Source organism: uncultured Methylobacterium sp. (assembly GCF_964251405.1).
Taxonomy (GTDB): Bacteria; Pseudomonadota; Alphaproteobacteria; order Rhizobiales; family Beijerinckiaceae; genus Methylobacterium.
The window spans coordinates 1-19,694 of sequence record NZ_CAXUJR010000005.1; the positions used below are offsets into that span (position 1 = coordinate 1).

Sequence of the window (19,694 nt, forward strand, 5' to 3'; positions counted from 1 at the left end):
ACCTTGCGCCTGAAGCTGGCACGGGCACTCACTCGAACCCTGAAACGATGTCCCTCCTGCCACCGGAAATTTGTGACACAGTAGTACTAGGAGCCTGTCCGAGTAAGTGTCTCGACGGCGATGCCCTAGGGTGAGTCACTCGGCTTATGGCAAAGGTGTTTCGCGCGTGGGATGTTGATCAGGGCTGGCTTCTGCCATCCTCGCTGCACGAGTTCGTGCCGCCCCATCATATGGTTACTTCGTGCGCGACACGGTGCAGGAGGTTCTCGACCTTTCGACCATTTTCGACAGCTACAGCGAGGAGCGCAGCTACCCGCCCTACCATCCGGGCATGATGGTGTCCTTGCTCCTCTATGGCTACAGCCGCGGCCTATACTCGTCGCGCCAGCTAGCCCTTGCCTGTGCGGAACGGGTCAACGTCATGGCGGTGACCGGCCTGAACCGGCCCGATTTCCGCACCATCGCCGACTTTCGCAAGCGCCACCTCGTGGCCCTGTCGGACCTGTTCGTGCAGGTGCTGCGCCTGTGTCGGGCAGCCGGTCTGGTGCAGTTCGCCCATGTGGCGGTGGACGGCACCAAGGCGAAGGCCAACGCGTCTCGCCACAAGGCGATGAGCTACGGGCGCATGAAGACGGCCGAGCCGGCGTTGGACGCCGAAGCCGAAGCCTGACTGGACCAAGCGCGCAAGGCCGATGCGGCCGAGGATCTGGCACACGGCGCAGACCAGCGTGGCGACGAGACGTCGGCCTGGATGGCCGATACGCAGCGGCGGCTGGAGACGATCCGCGCCGCCAAGGCCGCCCTGGAGGCGGAGGCGCTCAACCCGCCCGACCCTGAGGACGAGAGTGGGCCGGGCGCCTCGTCAGGCATGCGTTGGCAGGGCCGACCTTTGCGCGGTGAGGACGGCGGTCCGCCGGACCGGACACAACGCAACTTCACAGATCCGGACAGTCGCATCCTGCCGACCCGCGACGGGTTCGTGCAGGGCTACAACGGCCAGATCGCAGTCGATGCAGCGCATCAGATCATCGTGGCGCACCGGCTCGTAACGAACTCCGCCGATTACCGCGCCCTCGTGCCGCTCATCGATGATGTGCGCGCCCATCTCGGACGCAAGCCGCGCGAGGTCTCGGGCGATGTCGGCTTTGCCAATGAGGCGAACCTTGCGGCCCTGAAGGAGCGCGGGATCACGGCCTATCTTGTTCCGGGTCGTGCGCGGCACGGCGAGGCGGACGCGTCCGGTCGTCGGAAGCTGACGAACATGCCCCCGATGAGCGCGATAGCCGCGCGGCTGAAGCGAGCTGGGCGCCGGAGCCGCTACCGCCTCAGAAAGCAGGTCGTCGAGCCGGTGTTCGGGCAGATCAAGCAGCCCCGGGGCTTCGGACAGTTCCTATTGCGCGGCCTCGATCAGGTCCGGGGCGAATGGGCGATGATCTGCACCGCCCACAACCTCCTGAAGCTGGCACAGGTCGGACGCTGAGCCGGACGAGCCGCCTCGTCTGCTCAAGTCCCGCCCCTCTACCCCGGCTTCAAACCCCGTTACTCGCACGGGCTCCTAGATCGTTTGCCACATTACTCACTTTATCCATAGTAAGATGAGTGAGTGGTCTGTAAAAAGTTGCAGCGCGAATATAGACGAACTGCCTACTCAGCTCTTCGTCCCAGCATCTCGTCTCTCCCTAAATCTAACGCCGGCACCTCCACCGTTCTCGGGAATGAACGCGAGGCCAGCGCGCTCAAACGCTTCTCGCATGCTCTGCACATTTGCGGGTGTGGACGTAAGGGGGCCGTCCTGAGCTTCAGCTCTTCTAACCGTTGCAATTCCCAATCGGGTCCAACCGGCGAGCTCCTCCGCACTCCATTTTAGGAGAGCACGTGCTGCTCGAACTTGTGCGCCCGTAAGCACTTCATCGCCGTCAGCTGCCATATTGATATGATTCAATCCATATGATATGAAACAGATCATGAGATCTAAAAGGGGTCATCTCGATGTCTCGTTGTCGCTCTATTTCCTGGTCTGCTGCAATACATGATCTGCGTGCGGATCGCATTACCTTCGCTCCGGGTGAGCGCGCCGCTCACTGCCGCGGGCAGGTGTTCACTAAGCTTGCCTGTCACCGAGCTGAGGCATTGGCGCACGCCCGCCCGCTTGTAGCGTCTGGCACCTACGACCGCAGCGCCATCATGTCTGCCGCAAACGCTGCAGCAAAGGCTCGCCGCGAGGTTACAGGAGAGCGCTGGAGCCTTTGCCTCTCTGCTGCTCTCAAAGGTACGTGGCAGGCTGCGAAGGCGGCCTGCCGCTTGGCCACATTTCGTGGGGACCTCAATTCGCAGCGGGCGCTGGCGCCCCGCAACCGTCTGCAGGTCCACCAACTAAGCGCCGCGAAAGGGGAGGTGAGCCCGCTTCCCAAACCACCGCCTCCTCACAGCTGATTCCAGTCGTCCGACTGAGCCGGAACGCTGAAGCCGTGGGCCGTTACACTCTGGATCAGCAAAATTTCACCCCGTCCAGGCCGGCCCGAGAGGTGATCCCGGCGCCCCACCAAGCCAACGCCTCACTGGTCTTGTGAGCATAGCGCGCCTGTGCGGCTTCCAGCCATTCACACCATCCCTAGAGGCTCATCATGCCCGAGATACGACCGCGCAAGCGCGCGGCTAATCCTGCACGTGCGACCGTTGCGTCTTTGGGCTTCCAGGTGACACTCGTCTCGGAAGAGGACGACGCCGAGTTCAAGGCTCTGATCGAACGCTACGAGCAACTCTTGTGCGACTGGGAGCACCTGTCCCACCGTGCCATCGAAGCGCTCTCCGTCCGCTCGCACTCCACCGCCAAGTGCCGCCATGCCCTTCGTCACCCCTGAGGACGTCGGCACCACGCCACGCGGCTCCCTTTCAGCCAAGCGCCGCCTCCAGGCCTGGGAGCGCACGGGTGGAACTTGCGTTGTCTGCGCGAGGCGCATCGACGGCCTCCGCGAGCGCTGGATCGTCGAGCACATCCGGGCTCTCGAACTTGGCGGAGCCGACGAGCTCGACAACATGGGCCCGGCACACGAGGCCTGCGGCGGTGCAAAGACCCGGGACGATCATACTCGCACTGCGCGTGCGAAGCGGCAGAAGCTCCGGCACCTTGGGGCTCTGGACACCTCCCGGCCCTTTCCAAGCTCGCGTGCCGGGGCCTTCAAACGAAAGGTGAACGGCCAAGTTGTCCGCAGAGTTGAACTCACGCCTGTCCGTACCAATAATGAAGTGAGAGCGCAGCACGCCAGGGATCTCTGTTCGGCCTCAAAACCACTTTCAGGAGATGATCTACGCGGGGCAGAGAAACAGCTTTGCAAGGCCTGCAGATCTCGTTTAAGGGAGAACAAGTCAAGAACGATGGATCCCATGGCAAATCGCTCGACGACTGCGACCCCGAAAAATGCTGAGATCAAGGACACAGGTACGTCAGGCGAGATTCTGCCGGCCATCCCGCAGCACCTTGCTTTCCTCTTTGATGATCGTCCACTTCTCTTCGGCGATGATCCAGAGCAGTACGAAGCGCTTCTTGGTAAAATGGTCCAGCAGGTGATGCCGACGGACATTGTCGAGGCGATCTGGGTCAAGGATATTATTGATCTTGTTTGGGAGGTGAAACGTCTACGGCACTGGCGGAATCAAATTCTGAGCCAGGCGCGAGTCGAAGTCATTACGGCCCTAATAGTACCGGTGCTCGAGATCGAATATTGCCCATTTGCCACATTAAGATCTGACAATGAGCGCGAGGCCCGGGGTCTCGCTTTCGGCTGGCTTGAGGGCAATCAAAGCAAGACAACTAAAATGGAAGAAAAACTCCAGAAGAGAGGGCTGACTGTCGCAGATGTGATGGCACAGGCTTTCCAACTTAAGCTCCCCGAAATCGAGCGCATTGAGCGAATGGTCGCCAGCGCTGATCAGCGCCGCGACACGCTGCTGCGCGATATCGAGCGCAAGCGAGCGAGCCTCAGTCAGCGACTCCGGGCAGCGGCCGCGGACGTCATCGACGTTGAACCGTCCTCTCAGGACACAAGCCCGTTTTCTCAGCCTCGTCGTTGATATGACCTCCGAGCGCGTCATTCAGGCCAACCGCAGCAATGCTCAGGCGAGCACAGGCCCGCGTACGACGGAAGGAAAACTGCGTTCAGCGCGTAATGCGCAAACCCATGGCTTAACTTCTAAGAATTCTGCACTGTACGATACAGCCGAAGTTAAGCACCTTGCTGATCTCATTGCCGGTGAACTCGGAGCCGATCCGCTACTCTTGGAAGCCGCGGGCGCTGTGGCCGAGGCAGAATTCCACCTCCGACGGGTTCAGGCCTTCAAGAGTGCCGTTATCCAGGATAGCGCTCCTGCAGCAGAACCACTGGCCATCGCGAGCGGTTTTCCTGACGCTGATGTCTGGGCTGATCTGTTGAAAAGGCTAGAGCGCCTGGAACGGTACGAGCAGCGCGCCTTCTCCCGCCGAAGGACCGCCATCCGCCGCTTAGACGGACTCCCTAGGAGCACACGTCAACTTTCTTAAGAAAATCCACCAGAGGGGGCGTCTGGCTTATGGCCCGACCAAGGCGTGTTGCATTCCAAGCAAAGTGGGCCTTGGTGAGCAATCCTAACAAGGAGTGGACGACGGACTTTTTGTCCGGCCACATCTTCGATGGCCAGCTTTTCCAGCTCGTCGCGGCGCTCGATCGCCCCGCGGGCGAGACGCCACTGTTTCAAGAGCTAACAAGCGCCCCCTTCATGTAGTCCTGACATTCGAGGCACTGGTTCGACTCCACATTCAGTTCGAAGGCTTTAGACAGAAAATGGAGTTGAGTTTGCCGCCCATATGCTCGACCGCCAGTTCTCCCTAACGTTGCCAAGATCCCGCCAAAACTGATCGAGGTCTAGGTCGGCAGCTACACGGGCGAGGACGACATCATCCGCGTGGAGGATCTCTACGGACGGTCTCGCGAAATCGCGCCGCGGACCAAGACACCTTGAGACTGCTCCGACCGCAGCTGGATCCAACAAGCCTGGCAAGTGCCCCCTTGACTGTCGGTCATCGACTTGGGAGGGCGAGAACCCGCCGCCGTTTGAGGCCGCGCCACGCTTCGTGTAAAAGCCCGGTCCGCCTTCCAACCCGCATGCCGCCAAGCCTATAGCTAGTAGAATGCTCATGAGCAGTTTGAAATTCGGGACCAGCGGCCTTCGAGGACTCGTGACAGAGCTCGTTGGTTGGCCGAGCTACGCTTATGCGAGCGCGTTCTTCCGCTCAGTTGCCGCATCGTCGAGCGTGAGCCGCACCGTTGTGATCGGTCGAGACCTGCGTGATAGCAGCACGAACATCGCAGCGACTGTAGCCTTCGCTGCTGCTGCGGCCGGGTTCAAAGCGATTGACTGCGGTGCCCTGCCGACACCAGCCCTCGCGCTCGAAGCGATCCGACGCGGGGCGTGCGCCGTCATGGTTACAGGCAGCCACATCCCAGACGACCGCAACGGCCTCAAATTCTACCGACCCGACGGCGAGATCACCAAGGCCGATGAGGCCGCCATCCTGGCCGCCCTTGGCGATATTGCCAAGGTAGGCTCCATGGGGCCAGACTTCCCCGCCACGCCGGAGCCGGATGGGATCGACCGCTACCGTCAGCGGTACCAGGATGTCTTCTCGCCAGACATCCTGGCCGGCCAGCGGGTTGCGGTATATCAGCAGAGCTCTGTGGCTCGCGATCTCCTCGCCGATCTTCTCGCGGCATTCGGAGCAAAAGTGGTGCCAATCGGTCGCTCTGAGACCTTCGTGCCAATCGACACCGAAGCTCACCGCCCTGAGGATCTCGCTTTCATTCGCGACGCCATGGCATCTGGCGGCTTCGACGCGCTCGTGACAACCGATGGTGACGCCGACCGGCCGCTGGTCGCGGATGCCGCTGGCCGGATCGTGCGCGGGGACGTGCTCGGATTGATCACTGCCCGATACCTTGGTGTCGACACGGTTGTCGTGCCTGTCACGGCAGGTTCGGCCGTCGAGCTCGCTGGCGGATTCCACAAGGTGCTGCGTACTAAGGTCGGCTCGCCCTTCGTCATCGCCGGTATGGCACAAGCGAAGCAGGATGGAGCGAAAACCATTGTTGGGTTTGAAGCAAACGGCGGGTTCCTGCTCGGATCGGACGTTACCCTGAGCGGCAAGACCCTTCCTGCCCTACCGACCCGTGATGCAATGCTTCCAATCCTGGCGACCCTGGCCGCCGCGCGAGAGGCCGGTGTGTCCTTGGCAGATCTCGTCACCTCGCTCAACGTCGGCGAAACTGCGAGCGACCGTCTACCTAATACGCCCGCTGAACGAAGTGCCGCCTTTTTGCAGCAACTCAGCCAGGCGCCGTTCCGTCAGAATTTCTTCCGGCCAGTCGGCTTACCACAATCCGTTGACGAACAAGACGGCATCAGGGTGAACTTCGATGCCGGACGAACAATTCACTTTCGCGCTTCTGGCAATGCGCCCGAGCTGCGATGCTACGCTGAGGCGAAGTCGGCAGCGGAGGCGGAGGATCTCGTCCGCTGGGGATTATCAGAAGCATCGATAGCGATGAAAGCGGTAGAACACTAGGCTTAGCACGACACCACTAAGTTAAAATGCTATCTGAAAAGTTTTTGTATCGTAGATTCCGATTATCAAAGCCTCTCTAAAATCTTCTGGAGTATGGTCCGCGCCGTGGAGTGCAGCTTCATTCGCAGAGACTGCAATTCAACGCGGCTTAGCTTCACTGATCTAAGGGGGTTGGATGAGCACCGTTGGCCAGCAGCGACCGATGAGAGCAGCTCGATGAACAGCCGTCGTCCAATCAAACGCGAATCGCTGATGCCCGTCTGTTCAAATACCCTGGTGTCAGCCTCATTTCCGCGTCATCGCGTAACTTTCGCCAAAACGAACCCGATTGTGATCGTCGTGCATCCGCCTATTGAAATTGAGAATTGCTCGGTCTGGTTTTTTCCCGTGGATCGGCTCAGCTGCCAGACTTCGCGCTTCGAGCCGGTCCATCATGGCTCTGACTTTGTCGTTCGAGCCGAACTTGTGTAGCAGGGTAGCTCATTCGATCCGGCAGACATCTGCCCATTCGAGACTGGGCGACTCCGGGCAACCGTGCCCGTCTGCACGCTTTGCCGTAGGCAGTGTCTCAGGTCCGATATTCTGTCTGCTGATCTAGGAACCGACCCGGGGGAGACGGGTATTGCGACCTACCAGTTATCGCGACCTTAGCAACATCAGGGGCAGGATGCTGCCGTCCGCCAAATGGTTCACTGCCGCGTCCTAGACCTCTGTCAGGCGTCGTCGTCGAGATCGCCGGTGTTCGAACTCATGCCCAGCATCTCAGCGGCCGCGTCGGTCATCGCCTTCATGGCGGTGGTCGCGGCGCAATAAGCCGGGGTGCCGACATCCCAGTTTCCGGACGCGACGCCACCGATCATCCGGGTGGCTTCGTCGAGGGCGGTGCGCTCGGCCTTCGCGAAGCGGGCCATGGCGGGATGCGACTTCAACTCGGATAGCTCCAGTGCGGCGCTGAGGTTCGGTCCCGGTCGGCCGGTGATCGTCGCCGCGCTTTGATCCGCCGGTGCGAGCCCAACGAGGATGCGTGCAAGCTTGCGCTTCCACAGGCCGATATCTGCGACGAGGCGCGTCAGGGCGAAGTTGGGGATGTTCTGGCCGGCGGTCTCGAGAGATTTCTGGCCGAGGGTCTCCGCGCGGACGAGGCGGGTCGTGATCTTGTCGATCTCCTCGTGGGTCTTGGCGGCCTTGGCGGCGATGCCCTGGACGCTCGTGGAGATCTCGGCGGTGGCGGAGCGCTGCTGGCCCAGCATCTGCGAGATCGCCTGGTTAAGATCGCTCGCATGCGAGATGCGCTCGTTGGTCTGGGCGACGCGCGTTTCGAGCTGCTCCACGATCGAGCGACCGGAGGTGACGGCGGTGCGGCTCTCGCCGACTGCTACCGAGATCGACGACATCTCCGTGGTGAGCGTGCTCAGGAGCGCGCGGATCTCGCCGGTGGACTTTGCGGTCTGGGCTGAGAGCGACTTCACCTCCGCGGCGACCACCGAGAAGCCGCGACCGGCCTCGCCGGCCCGGGCCGCCTCAATCGTCGCGTTGAGCGCGAGCAGGTTGGTCTGGTTGGAGATGGACGCGATCGCGGTCGCCATGACCTCGATCTGCGAGATGGCGCGCTCTAGGACGACGACGCGGTCCGAGATCAGCGAGGTGCGGGAGTCGATCTCCTGCATGGCGTTGCGCGCCTGCTGCCCGTCTCCGACGCAGGCCTGCATGGCCACGAGGGCGTCCTGAGCCACGGCCACGACGGTGTCGGAGGTCTGCGAGACTTCCGCGATCGATGCAGCCATCTCTTCGGTAGCGCCTGCGATCGTCTGGGTCGCCCGGGCGACCTCTCCGACATCGTAGGTCATCCAGCCGATGTTGATCGCGGCCTCGGACGCCTCCTTGGCGATCGAGGCCATGTTGCCGAGGTTGCGCGTCCGCTCCTCGTTGCGCTTGGTCATGAAGGACTGAAGCGATGCGCGTAAGGGTCCTTCGGGCAGATCGACCGCGGCAAGATTCTGCGTGGCCATCAGCGTCTCGATCGCCGTCGTCAGACGGAGCGTTTCGTCAGCCGCCCTGGCTTCCGAGATCGCGGCAGCTTGGTTGGTATCCTTGCGGTTCCGTCCGAAGGCGAGGCCGATCATCGACGTAAAGTCCTTTTGCATTCTCTGGCCGAGCATGCCTAACAGCGCTTAACAGCCCCTTATCAGCAATGGCGTTTCCCCAGCGGGCGAAAGATCTATCCAGCATCATGCATGCGATATCGCCTGTAAAGATCGACCTGCACGTTCGAAATGGATCAACTAAGATGTGCACAATCGAAGACGGCGCGATTGGATTCTAGAGTTTCTGCAAATTCCTCGTGGCGGGCGCTCGTGATCGTTGTTGATGCGTTCCTACGACGAGCACACGAAACGTTAAGACATCTCATTGTGAAGCATCCGGGCGACACATCTCAGGGTCGGCGCTCCTCGCCTCGCTCCTGGTCAGCGAAGTCTTCGAGGATCTTGTCCAGGGTCAGCGGAAAATCCCGGATCCTGATGCCGGTGGCATTGGAGACGGCGTTGGCGACCGCCACGCCCGCACCGCAGATGTCAAGCTCGCCCAGCCCTTTGCTTTTCAGCGGGTTCGCCTTGTCGTCAAGTTCAGGCAGGAACTCCGCCTTCATCGTGGGAATGTCGGCGTGGACCGGCACGTGATACTCGGCGAGGTCATGATCGACGAAGTGACCGTCGCGGCAGTCGATCACCACCTCCTAGGTGAGGGCCGCGCCCCCGCCCACGGTCGTCCCGCCGATCGCCTGTGACCGCGCAGTCTTGGCATTCAGGATACGGCCGTCCGTGAAGGCGCCGTGCATCCGCCGCATACAGACCTCCCCGGTCTCGGCATCGACGTCGACCCCGGCGCAATGCAGGCGCCTCAAAGATCTGCCGCTGGGAAAGACGTCGCCGGGAATGGACCGATGGCCCCGCCGCCTGAGCCAAGTCCCGTTCGTCGAGACAGGGAAGGTGAGGCGCGCCCGTCCGATCCCCGGTGCGACACGACTACCGAAGCGATGCTCAGGCGGAGAGCGGCAGACGGGCCTCGATGGGCGGCGGCAGGCTGCGGGTGCGCCGGTCCATGGCGGTCGGCGGCGGGATCGGGACAGAGATCGAGCAGATCACGCCGCTTGGGGCGAAGATGAGCTGGACGTCGCCGGCCAGCTCGCGAGCGAGGCTGCGCTCGATCAGGCGCGAACCAAAGCCGGTCCGGGTCGGGGGCGACACGGTCGGGCCGCCGCTCTCGACCCAGCGCAGGCGCAGAACGATCTCCGGCTCGCGTTCCACCGTCCAGGTGATCGAGACAGTGCCGTTCTCGCCGCGGAGCGCGCCGTACTTGACCGCGTTGGTGCCGAGTTCATGCAACGCCATGGCAATGGAGAGCGCCAGCCGCGGCGGCAGGCGCAGGCTCGGGCCGTTCACGACGAAGCGCGCGCGCTGACCCTCACCCGCATGGAGCGGCGCGGTCGCATCCGCCACCACGGTGCCGAGTTCCGCGCTGTCCCAGTTCTCGCGGGTGAGAACGTCGTGGACCCGCGCCAGGGCGAGCAACCGCGCCTCGAAGGCCGCGCGCGCGGAAGCGGCCTCGGGTCCGTCGAGGCGGCGCAGGGACTGCGTCGCGATCGACTGCACCGTCGCCAGCGTGTTCTTCACCCGATGGTTCAGCTCGTGGATCAGGAGGAGCAGGTGCTCCTCGGCGCGCTTGGCATCGCTGATGTCGACGTTGCAGCCGGTATAGCCGAGGAAGACGCCGGTATCGTTGAGGCGGGGCACCCCCTCGCAGCGCAGCCAGCGCACGGCACCGTCGCGGTCGAGGACCCGCACCTCCGCCCGGAACGGCTGCCGGGCGGCGAAGGCATCGGAGAACTGGGCCGAGAAGGCGGGCAGGTCGCCTGGATGGATGATTCGGTTCCAGCCCTCCTCCGCGAGCGCAGAGGCGGGCTGCCCGAACAGGTGGTCGAAATGCATGTTGGCGAAACTGATCTCCGCCCGCTCGTCGGTCATCCAGATCAGGGCGGGGGCGGAATCCGCCATGTGCCGGAAGCGAGCCTCGCTCTCGCGCAGGGCGCTGAGGCCTCGCTGCGTGTCGGCCAGCGCCCGGTCGCGCTCGTCCTCGCGGGTGCGCAAGCGCAGGGAGGCATCCGCCAGCACGTCGCCGAGCCGGCGGATCTCCTGGATCGGCGAAGTGATCCGGGGGATGGCCTCGCCGCGGGCCAGCGCAGGTCCGGTGGCGGCCAGCCGCCTCAGAGGGCGCGACACCCGCGACCAGAGGTGGACCGCCAGGATCGACGAGGTCGCGAGGACGAGGAGTCCGAAGCCCCCGAAGGCCCAGATCCAGTTGCGCAGCCGCGCCTCCACCAGGGTCTGCGGGATCACCGCGCCCGCCGTCCAGCCGGTGAGCCGCGAGCGCGCCTCGACCACGGTGACGGGCCGGAGCTTGCGGTCCTTGCCCTCCCAGACGCCGGGCGTCTCGGTCTGGTGCTGGCGAAGGGTCGCGAGGCGCGGGCGCCCGATGATCGCATCCGGGTCCGGGATCCGGGCGAGCACGATCGCGTCGCGGTCGGAGATGCCGGTGGTCCAGCCCTCAACCGATTCCCGGACGATGATCGCCTGGAGCCGGGCGACCGGGACCGTGAAGCTCAGGATGAAGCTGACCTCCCCGTCGTTCTGGACCGGGACGGCCACCGCATAGGTCGCATCGCGCGGCATCGCGCCCACGATGATCCCCGAAACCATGGCCCGCTGGCTTCCCGTGGCGATCTCGCGATCGAAGGGCAGGACGCTCGACGGCATCGGCGCGCCGCGCCGCACCCCGGTATTGACGACCTGCTGCCCGTCGGGACGGCGCAGGAGGATCTCGAGGCCGACGGCGTCGCGCACGAGGCGAGCCTGTGCGTCGAAGCTTTCGAAGTTGCCGTCCCGCAGGCGCTGGGAGGTCGCCAGTGTCTGGAGCACGGAGACGAGCCCCGCCGTGTCGCGGTCGACCGAGAGGGCGATGCTGCGCACGTTCTCGCGGGCGTCCTGCTCGAAGCGCGCCCGCTCCGCGGCGGCGTAACGCATCAGCAGGATGGCCGTGAAGATCAGCCCCGGCCCGATCAGGGCGATGACCAGCAGGATGAGGTAGACCTGGGTGGAGAAGCCACGGCGGCGGATGCGCTCGGCCGTCTCCCGCAGCGCGGCGCGGCTCCATCGCCGGCGCGGCGTCAGGAAGGGAGGCTTGCCCGCCGACAGATCGGCATCGGAGCTCATGGCGTATCGCTGGCGGCGGCCGGCCCCTCAGCATGACCCCTGTCGATATGGCCCCGGTCCACGTGCCCGAGGTCCCGTCCGGGCGCGAGACGGTCCCGCACCCGCTGCTTCAAGGCCTTGACGTCGGGAAAGCCGCCGTCGCGGCCACGGTCCCAGATCGGTTCGCCGGCGCAGGTGATGACGAAGATCCCGCCGGTGCCGGGCACCAGGGCGACTTCGCCGATCTCGTCGCGGAAGGTCGACAGCAGTTCCTGGGCCATCCAGGCCGCCCGCAGCAGCCACTGGCATTGCGTACAATAGGTGATGGCGACCCGCGGCTTCTCGACCGTCGAGGCAGGAGACGTCTCGTCCATGGCCGAAACGGGGACCCGAACGGCCCTTGCTTGTCAACCTTTCGGGCAGGGACTGTTCGCGAGTAGATCACTCTGGTGCATTGGATGGTTGCGGCCGGCCGTCGCAGCACCATCTGTGTGATCGACTGCACCGCGGCGCGTCGGAGTGACGGCGCCGCGGAGCTTGGGAGAATTGTGATCATGCGTTCCGATGCGGCCCTGGTATCCCGTTCGTCCTCGACCCTGGGTCGATCGCCCCTGCTCGGCCGCGTCTGCGCCGTTCTGGCGGTCGTGGCGCTCGCCACCGGTCTTTCCGGTTGCGGCGCCATCAACCGGGTGCCGACCCTCGAGGAGAGCGCGAAATCCTCCTGGAGCGAGGTCCAGAACCAGTACCAGCGCCGGGCCGACCTGATCCCGAACCTCGTCGAGACTGTGAAGGGTTTCGCGCAGCAGGAGAAGGACGTCCTCGTCGGCGTGACCGAAGCCCGCGCCAAGGCCTCGAGCATCAAGGTCGACGCCTCGACGGTGAGCGACCCGGCCAAGTTCAAGGAGTTCCAGGATGCGCAGAACCAGGTCTCGGGGGCGCTCGGCCGCCTGCTCGTGACCGTTGAGCGCTATCCCGACATCAAGTCGAACCAGAACTTCCTCGCCCTGCAATCGCAGCTGGAGGGCACCGAGAACCGCATCGCCGTGGCGCGGCGCGACTACATCGGCGCGGTCCAGGCCTACAACACCGAGATCCGCACCATTCCGGGCCGCTGGATCGCCTCGTGGTTCTATCCGGAATCGAAGCCGATGGAGACCTTCGCGGCGACCCCGAATTCCGACCGGCCCCCGAGCGTCAAGTTTTAGCCAAAACCCATGCACGGCATCGTGAGACGGTCCGGCTGGGCGTCGTTGGCGGCGCTCGCCGGGCTTCTGTTCGCCTGGATGGCGGTCGCGGCCTTCGCGGCGGACCCGATCTTCCCGGCGCTGAGCGGCCGGGTGGTCGATGCCGCGGGCATCCTCAAGCCGGAGGCGAAGGCGGCGATCGAGGCCAAGCTCAAGGCCTACGAGGAGAAGACGTCCGATCAGGTCGTGGTCGCCACCCTGCCGACCCTGCAGGACCTGACCATCGAGGATTACGGCAATCGCCTCTTCCGCAACTGGAAGATCGGCCAGGCCAAGACCAACAACGGAGCGCTCCTCCTCGTCGCCCCCAACGAGCGCAAGGTGCGGATCGAGGTCGGCTACGGGCTCGAAGGCGCGCTCACCGATGCGCTCTCGAAGGTCATCATCACGACGGCGATCACCCCGCGCTTCAAGACCGGCGACTATGGCGGCGGCATCGAGGCGGGCGTCGACGCGATGCTGCAGATCCTCTCGGGCGACGCCGAGGAATGGCAGCGCAAGGGTCGGGTCCGCAGCGACGAGGCCGATCCCGGACAGGTGATCCTGTTCATCCTCGTCATCCTCGTCATCGTCTTCGTGTTCTCGCGGATGAACCGCGGCGGTCTTGGCCGCGGGGGCGGTTTCATCATCCTGCCCGGCCCCTCGTCGGGGGGCTGGAGCGGCGGCGTGTCGGGCGGCGGCTTCGGCGGCGGCGATGGGTTCTCGGGCGGAGGCGGATCGTCCGGCGGCGGCGGCGCCTCGGGGGACTGGTAAGATGTCGATGCTGAGCCAGACCGACCGCGACCGCATCGCGGCGTCCATCCAGGCGGCCGAGCGCACCACGTCGGGCGAGATCGTCGTGCTGGTGGCGGCCCGGGCCGGGGCCTACCGGTCCGTCGCCCTCCTGTTCGCCCTCCTGTGCGGTCTCGTCGTCCCCTGGCCGCTGATCCTGGCCACCCAGTGGAGTGCGGCTTCCATCGCCCTGGCGCAGGCCCTCGTCGTCCTCGGCGCCCTGCTCGCGACGCTCCACCCGGCGGCCCGCCTCGCCCTCGTTCCTCGCGCCGTGCGGCGGGCGCGGGCACACGATGCGGCCCTGCGGGAATTCGCGTCCCGTGGCGTCACCCGCACCCGTGGACGCACCGGAATGCTGATCTACCTCGCCGTGGCCGAGGGCCATGCCGAGATCGTCGCTGATAGCGCCATCGCCGAGCGGGTGCCGGTCGAGACGTGGTCGGGCGTGATCGACACCCTCCTCGACGCCCTGCGGAGGAACCAGGCGACCGACGGCCTCGTCGTCACCGTGGCCAGCGTCGGCGCGATCCTCGCGGCGGAACTGCCGGGGCGCGCCGACGATACCGACGAATTGCCCAACCGCGTCATCGTGGTGGACTGAACGGCCCCGGCTGAGATCGCCCTGAACCCCCAAGGTCAAAAGCCCAATCGATACGGCCGGTCGTGTGTCCGCTTCCGACCTCGAGCGGAGGTTCCGTACCGCTCAGAACATCCCATTCGGATTGGCTGAGTCATCCGGCAGAACCTGCAGAACATCCCAGTGCTCGACGATCTTGCCTGCCTCATCGAGCCTGAAAATATCGATGCCCGCATAGTCTTGGTCGCCGGGCCAATGCTGCAAGCAGTGGAGGACCACCAGATCGCCTTCGGCAATCGCGCGTTTGACCTCGACGCGCTTGTCTGGCCAATCGCGGGCCATGCGCTCGAAATAGTCGATGAAGCCAGCCTTGCCTGTGGCGACATGGGGATTGTGCTGGATGTAGTCGTCGCCTGCATAGCGCGCGATCGCCTCGCGCGGCTGGCAGGCGTTGAACATCAACTCGTAGAAGGCAGTCACATTCGCCTTGTTGCGTTCAAGATCGGTCATACTCGTCATCCCGATTTGGAAATGGGCGCTCACGCGCCAGACTGTGCCGCTCCCGTTTTCCATTCGGCCCGGTCCGGAATGGTGTCTCGGTGCTCGGCAATGTACCCGTTCTCGACGCGAAATCGGCACTTCAGAACTGCCCCATGGCGTCAACGACGGCACGGAACGGCAATGGCTTTCGCGGCCGCACGATGTTCTCGCAGGACCTCTGAGATCACGTCCGGATCGTAGCCGGTCAGGATCACGAACGGCACGCCCCGCTCTTCGAGCATGTGAACGAACTCGAATCGGGTCCTCGCCGCAGAGGCTGAGACCCAGAACGGCACGGGACCGCGTCTCGTCCTCCAGCAGATCGTGCGTCCCTCAACGCGTGGGCAGGGGCCAGGCACCTCGGCGCCCGCACCGCGCAGAGCCGTCATCAGGACCTTGCCAGCGGTGAGGTCAGGGGCTCCGCAAGTGATCCGGCGGCGTCACGATCTGACCCGAAGCACGATCTTGCCCTTTAGCTGACCCTCCTCCGCGCGCGCGTGAGCGCGTGCGACTTCGTCGAGAGAAAACTCCAAGGCGACTTGCGGCACCACGAGGCCTCGCTCGAGGAGGCGCGTGAGGGCGTCGAGCTTGCTGCCATTCTGGCGAGAGAAGACCAAGTGGTAGGTCGCGTTCCGGCCCCAGGCGCCGATGAGGTTTTGGGGCGTCGCGGTGTCGACCAGAGTGACCACTCGCCCATCCTCGCGGAGGATGCGGGGGGAACGCGAAAGCGTATCACGCCCGATCGTATCCAGGACGACGTCGACGCCCCTGCCGTCGGTCAGGCGATCGACGGCGTCCACGTAGTCCTCGCGCTCGAAATCGATGACAGCTGAGGCGCCGAGCCTCTCGACGAGCGCCGCGTCGCTGCCTCGCGCCGTCGCCAGGACCCGCGCGCCGATGGCCTTGCCGACCTGGACGGCGATGGCCCCGACGCCGCCGGCGCCGCCATGGATCAGGACCGTCTCGGTCACCTGCAATCGGGCACGCTCGACCAGCCCTTCCCAGACGGTCACACCAACGAGGCTGACGCTCGCGGCCTCGGCATGGCTGATGTTGACCGGCTTCCGCGCCACGATGTCGGCGGCCGCCACGTGGTATTCCGCGTACGATCCCGGCCCGCCGAAGATCCGCGGCGTGTAATAGACCTCATCCCCAACGCTGAACTCCGTCACGTCGGATCCGATCTGGTCGATGACCCCGGAGACGTCGTGCCCGATGATGGCCGGCAGTTCGAACTGGTCGGCGTAGTCACCGCGGCGGATCTGGCAGTCGAGCGGGTTGATCGACGTCGCATGCACCGCCACGCGGACCTCCCGAGGTCCCGGTCGGGGGTCGGGAAGGTCCCGAAGCGCGAAGCTGTCGGGCCCGCCAAACCTCGTCAACACCATCGCTTTCAAGCGGGCCTCCTGTCCTTGGCAGGCGCCCTTGTGTCAGCCGGGGTGGCGGATGACAAAATCGTTCTCCTCACGGGACGGATGAGCTACATTCAGCCATGACGATGCGGAGATCGCTTCCCCCGCTCGCGGCGCTGCGGGCCTTCGAGGCGGCGGCGCGCCGCCTCAGCTTTCGCGGTGCCGCCGACGAGCTGGGCGTCACGGCGACCGCCATCAGCCATCAGATCCGGCTCCTCGAACAGACCTTGGGACTTCGCTTGTTCCACCGCGAGACGCGACGGGTCCGGCTGACCGCCGAGGGGGCCGTGCTGCTGCCCGTGCTCCGCGACGGCTTCGACGCCTTCGCCGAAGTCATCGACCAGATCCGCGGCCGGCAGTCGGCAGGCGTACTCACGCTCTCGGCGCCGACCGCCTTCGTCGCGAAGTGGCTCGTGCCACGGCTTGCCGACTTTCGCGCCGCGCATTCCGGTTGCGACCTGCGTTTGCACGCCTCCGACAGCCTGGTCGACTTCGCTCGCGACGGAGTGGATGTCGCCGTTCGATACGGGCCCGGTCCGTACCCCGACCTCGACGTTCACAGGCTGGTGGTCGACCGGGTCGCACCGGCTTGCAGCCCTCACCTCGCGGTTCGATCCGAGGGAGATTTGGCAAGCCACCCGCTGCTGCACTTCGAATGGTCCCACCTGACCGACGAGACGCCGACATGGCACGCCTGGCTGCGGCAGGCCGGGATCAGCGACGTCGATGGCGGCGCGGGCATTCGGTTCAGTGACGAAGGGCACGTCATCCAGGCCGCGATTGCGGGTCAGGGGATAGCGCTCCTGTCGGTCGTGCTGGCCGCCGACGACCTGGCGAGCGGCGCACTGGTTCAACCCTTCGGGCCGGTGCTCGACGCCCATCCCTACTGGGTCGTCCACCCACGGCATCCGGCCCGGGCGAGGGATGTCGGTAAGCTGGTCGAGTGGCTCGTCTCCGCCGCCGTTTGATCCGGCAGCCCGGACACCCATACCTCGCCCATCACTGATGCGTTTCGCACCGGGGTGAGCGTAGCCCTCAGGCCCGCATGAACGGCCCCTCGGCAGCGATGCGGTGGTCGGACTGAAATTTCGCCTGCATTGTGGGACAGCGCCAGTGCCGGCTGTCGCCCATGGCAGCCTTCCAGCCACCTGGCTGACTGCGATTTGACCCTAGCCCTCGCTCGCGTTCTGCGCGAAAAGGCGCAGGACGGCCCGCAGGTCAGGACGGGCCGCTGGAGCGGGACGTCGATGGGTGCGATCGGGAAGCACGGGCCATGGGCCCTCGTCGGTGCGCTGGGGGCGGCCGCGCTGGCCATCGTGGCGACGTCGCGCGGCGAGACCATCAACGCCCTCTGGATCGTGGTCGCGGCGGTCTGCGTCTACCTGATCGCGTATCGTTACTACTCCCTCTACATCGCCGAGCACGTGATGCGGCTCGACCCGCGCCGGCAGACGCCGGCCTATCGCCACAACGACGGGCTCGATTACGTCCCCACCAACCGCAACGTGCTGTTCGGCCACCATTTCGCGGCCATCGCGGGCGCCGGCCCGCTCGTCGGGCCCGTGCTCGCCGCGCAGATGGGCTACCTGCCGGGCCTCCTCTGGATCCTGGCCGGCGTGGTCTTCGCCGGCGCGGTGCAGGACGCGATGATCCTGTTCGTCTCGATGCGCCGCGACGGACGCTCGCTCGGCGAGCTGATCCGGGCCGAGCTCGGCCTGATCCCCGGCGTGATCGCGCTGTTCGGCACCTTCCTGATCATGGTGATCCTGCTCGCCGTCCTGGCGCTCATCGTCGTCAAGGCGCTGGCCGACAGCCCGTGGGGCACCTTCACGGTAATGGCGACGATCCCGATCGCGCTCCTGATGGGCGTGTATTCGCGCTTCATCCGGCCGGGCAAGATCGGCGAGGTCTCGATCCTCGGCTTCGTGCTCCTCATGCTCGCCATCGTGTACGGCGGCAGCGTCGCCGAGCATCCGGTCTGGGGCCCGGCCTTCACCTTCACGGGCACGCAGCTGTGCTGGATGCTGATCGGCTACGGCTTCTTCGCCTCGATCCTCCCGGTCTGGCTGCTGCTCGCCCCGCGCGACTACCTCTCGACCTTCCTCAAGATCGGCACCATCGTGGGCCTCGCGCTCGGAATCGCCTGGGTGGCGCCGCATCTGCAGATGCCGGCCGTGACGAAGTTCGTGGACGGCACCGGCCCGGTCTGGTCGGGCCAGCTCTTCCCCTTCCTTTTCATCACCATCGCGTGCGGCGCCGTCTCCGGCTTCCACGCCCTGATCTCATCGGGCACGACGCCGAAGCTCATCGAGAACGAGCGCGACGTGCGCTTCATCGGCTACGGCGGCATGCTCATGGAGAGCTTCGTCGCCGTGATGGCCCTGGTCTCGGCCTCCGTCATCGATCCGGGCGTCTACTTCACGATGAACTCGCCCGCCGCCCTCCTGGGCACCACGGCGGAGAGCGCCGCGACGGCGGTGACCAATCTCGGCTTCCCGATCACCCCCGAGACCATCACGCAGACCGCCAAGGACGTGGGCGAGACCTCCATCGTCTCGCGCGCGGGCGGCGCCCCGACGCTAGCGGTGGGCATGGCCCACATCATCTCCTCGGCCATCGGCGGCAAGGGCATGATGGCGTTCTGGTACCATTTCGCGATCCTGTTCGAGGCGCTGTTCATCCTCACCGCCGTCGATGCCGGCACCCGCGCCGGGCGGTTCATGCTGCAGGACCTGCTCGGCCTCGCCTCGCCGCGATTCAAGGACACCACCGCCTGGGTGCCGAGCATCCTCGCCACGGCGCTCTGCGTCTCGGCCTGGGGCTACTTCCTCTACCAAGGCGTCACCGATCCGCTCGGCGGCATCAACACCCTGTGGCCGCTCTTCGGCATCTCGAACCAGATGCTCGCCGCCGTCGCCCTGACGCTGGCCACCGTGGTCATCTTCAAGATGAAGCGCCACCGCTACGCGCTCATCACCATCGTGCCCACCGCCTGGCTGTGCATCTGCACGCTGACCGCGGGCTGGCAGAAGATCTTCTCCGCCGACCCGCGGATCGGCTTCCTCTCGCACGCGGACCGCTTCAGCGCCGCGCTCAGCGAGGGAAAAATCCTGCCCCCGGCCAAGACCATCGACCAGATGAACCAGATCATCGTCAACGACCGCATCGACGCGGTGCTCGCCGTGATGTTCGTCGGCCTCGTCATCGCCATCGCGGGCTTCGGCATCGCGGCCTGCGTCAAGGCCTACCGGGCCGAGCGCTGGACGGCGCTCGAGACCGGTCCGGCCCCGGCGCCGGCGGAGTAGCCGC

The 19,694-nt window shown here is 65.1% G+C and carries 13 protein-coding genes and 2 pseudogenes; 9 read left to right on the top strand and 6 right to left on the bottom strand.

The window, feature by feature from the left end:
- Positions 1–146: 146 nt before the first annotated feature.
- From ACFE7U_RS01945 to ACFE7U_RS01960, 4 genes and pseudogenes are all read left to right on the top strand, one after another.
- Positions 147–1,480: pseudogene (locus ACFE7U_RS01945) on the top strand (IS1182 family transposase).
- 1,216 nt (positions 1,481–2,696) lie between these two features.
- The gene (locus tag ACFE7U_RS01950; RefSeq protein ID WP_375408044.1) at positions 2,697–2,861 is read left to right on the top strand and encodes a hypothetical protein; all 165 of its coding nucleotides are present in this window, start codon (positions 2,697–2,699) and stop codon (positions 2,859–2,861) included.
- A complete protein-coding gene (locus tag ACFE7U_RS01955) occupies positions 2,842–4,071 on the top strand; it encodes an HNH endonuclease signature motif containing protein (RefSeq protein WP_375408045.1) in 1,230 nt (409 codons plus the stop codon). The genes ACFE7U_RS01950 and ACFE7U_RS01955 overlap by 20 nt, the downstream gene beginning before the upstream one ends.
- 1,099 nt (positions 4,072–5,170) lie before the next feature.
- Positions 5,171–6,595, top strand: coding sequence for a phosphomannomutase (locus ACFE7U_RS01960; protein ID WP_375408046.1), 1,425 nt, complete (start codon positions 5,171–5,173; stop codon positions 6,593–6,595).
- 713 nt (positions 6,596–7,308) lie between these two features.
- Here the strand turns inward: ACFE7U_RS01960 and ACFE7U_RS01965 are convergent.
- The 4 genes and pseudogenes from ACFE7U_RS01965 to ACFE7U_RS01980 form a co-directional block, all read right to left on the bottom strand.
- The gene (locus ACFE7U_RS01965) at positions 7,309–8,718 is read right to left on the bottom strand and encodes a methyl-accepting chemotaxis protein (protein WP_375408047.1); all 1,410 of its coding nucleotides are present in this window, start codon (positions 8,716–8,718) and stop codon (positions 7,309–7,311) included.
- 311 nt (positions 8,719–9,029) lie between these two features.
- Positions 9,030–9,485, bottom strand: a pseudogene (locus ACFE7U_RS01970) (molybdopterin cofactor-binding domain-containing protein); the annotation flags it as partial.
- A gap of 148 nt (positions 9,486–9,633) precedes the next feature.
- Positions 9,634–11,862 carry a sensor histidine kinase gene (locus tag ACFE7U_RS01975; RefSeq protein ID WP_375408048.1) on the bottom strand — a complete coding sequence of 743 codons (2,229 nt, stop codon included), beginning with the start codon at positions 11,860–11,862 and terminating at the stop codon, positions 9,634–9,636.
- Positions 11,859–12,215, bottom strand: coding sequence for a SelT/SelW/SelH family protein (locus tag ACFE7U_RS01980; RefSeq protein WP_375408049.1), 357 nt, complete (start codon positions 12,213–12,215; stop codon positions 11,859–11,861). Before ACFE7U_RS01980 ends, ACFE7U_RS01975 begins: the two co-directional genes overlap by 4 nt.
- Positions 12,216–12,395: 180 nt before the next feature.
- On the opposite strand from ACFE7U_RS01980, the gene ACFE7U_RS01985 reads away from it, so the two are divergent.
- The 3 genes from ACFE7U_RS01985 to ACFE7U_RS01995 are packed head-to-tail and all read left to right on the top strand — an operon-like array spanning position 12,396 to position 14,457.
- On the top strand, positions 12,396–13,046 hold the full coding sequence (locus ACFE7U_RS01985) for a LemA family protein (RefSeq protein WP_375408050.1): 651 nt from the start codon (positions 12,396–12,398) through the stop codon (positions 13,044–13,046).
- Positions 13,047–13,055: 9 nt separating this feature from the next.
- Positions 13,056–13,838 carry a TPM domain-containing protein gene (locus ACFE7U_RS01990; RefSeq protein WP_375408051.1) on the top strand — a complete coding sequence of 261 codons (783 nt, stop codon included), beginning with the start codon at positions 13,056–13,058 and terminating at the stop codon, positions 13,836–13,838.
- A gap of 7 nt (positions 13,839–13,845) precedes the next feature.
- A complete protein-coding gene (locus ACFE7U_RS01995; RefSeq protein WP_375408087.1) occupies positions 13,846–14,457 on the top strand; it encodes a TPM domain-containing protein in 612 nt (203 codons plus the stop codon).
- Positions 14,458–14,559: 102 nt separating this feature from the next.
- Here ACFE7U_RS01995 and ACFE7U_RS02000 read toward each other — a convergent pair whose 3' ends face one another.
- Complete coding sequence (locus tag ACFE7U_RS02000; RefSeq protein ID WP_375408052.1) at positions 14,560–14,943, bottom strand: nuclear transport factor 2 family protein; 384 nt, start codon at positions 14,941–14,943, stop codon at positions 14,560–14,562.
- 470 nt (positions 14,944–15,413) lie between these two features.
- Positions 15,414–16,370 (bottom strand): zinc-dependent alcohol dehydrogenase family protein, encoded by a 957-nt coding sequence (locus ACFE7U_RS02005; protein ID WP_375408053.1) that lies wholly within the window; start codon positions 16,368–16,370, stop codon positions 15,414–15,416.
- 95 nt (positions 16,371–16,465) lie between these two features.
- On the opposite strand from ACFE7U_RS02005, the gene gcvA reads away from it, so the two are divergent.
- Both gcvA and ACFE7U_RS02015 read left to right on the top strand, forming a co-directional pair.
- On the top strand, positions 16,466–17,353 hold the full coding sequence (gcvA, locus tag ACFE7U_RS02010) for a transcriptional regulator GcvA (RefSeq protein ID WP_375408054.1): 888 nt from the start codon (positions 16,466–16,468) through the stop codon (positions 17,351–17,353).
- Positions 17,354–17,632: 279 nt separating this feature from the next.
- A complete protein-coding gene (locus tag ACFE7U_RS02015; protein ID WP_375408055.1) occupies positions 17,633–19,690 on the top strand; it encodes a carbon starvation CstA family protein in 2,058 nt (685 codons plus the stop codon).
- Positions 19,691–19,694 lie beyond the last annotated feature (4 nt).

Excerpts from the sequence above, each read along its gene's own strand:
- ACFE7U_RS01975 (WP_375408048.1), bottom strand. The coding sequence starts at position 11,862 with ATGAGCTCCGATGCCGATCTGTCGGCGGGCAAGCCTCCCTTCCTGACG.
- ACFE7U_RS01985 (WP_375408050.1), top strand. The coding sequence starts at position 12,396 with ATGCGTTCCGATGCGGCCCTGGTATCCCGTTCGTCCTCGACCCTGGGT.
- gcvA (WP_375408054.1), top strand. The coding sequence starts at position 16,466 with ATGACGATGCGGAGATCGCTTCCCCCGCTCGCGGCGCTGCGGGCCTTC.
- ACFE7U_RS01965 (WP_375408047.1), bottom strand. The coding sequence starts at position 8,718 with ATGATCGGCCTCGCCTTCGGACGGAACCGCAAGGATACCAACCAAGCT.
- ACFE7U_RS02000 (WP_375408052.1), bottom strand. The coding sequence starts at position 14,943 with ATGACCGATCTTGAACGCAACAAGGCGAATGTGACTGCCTTCTACGAG.
- ACFE7U_RS01960 (WP_375408046.1), top strand. The coding sequence starts at position 5,171 with ATGAGCAGTTTGAAATTCGGGACCAGCGGCCTTCGAGGACTCGTGACA.
- ACFE7U_RS02015 (WP_375408055.1), top strand. The coding sequence starts at position 17,633 with ATGGGTGCGATCGGGAAGCACGGGCCATGGGCCCTCGTCGGTGCGCTG.
- ACFE7U_RS01955 (WP_375408045.1), top strand. The coding sequence starts at position 2,842 with ATGCCCTTCGTCACCCCTGAGGACGTCGGCACCACGCCACGCGGCTCC.
- ACFE7U_RS01995 (WP_375408087.1), top strand. The coding sequence starts at position 13,846 with ATGCTGAGCCAGACCGACCGCGACCGCATCGCGGCGTCCATCCAGGCG.
- ACFE7U_RS01980 (WP_375408049.1), bottom strand. The coding sequence starts at position 12,215 with ATGGACGAGACGTCTCCTGCCTCGACGGTCGAGAAGCCGCGGGTCGCC.
- ACFE7U_RS01990 (WP_375408051.1), top strand. The coding sequence starts at position 13,056 with ATGCACGGCATCGTGAGACGGTCCGGCTGGGCGTCGTTGGCGGCGCTC.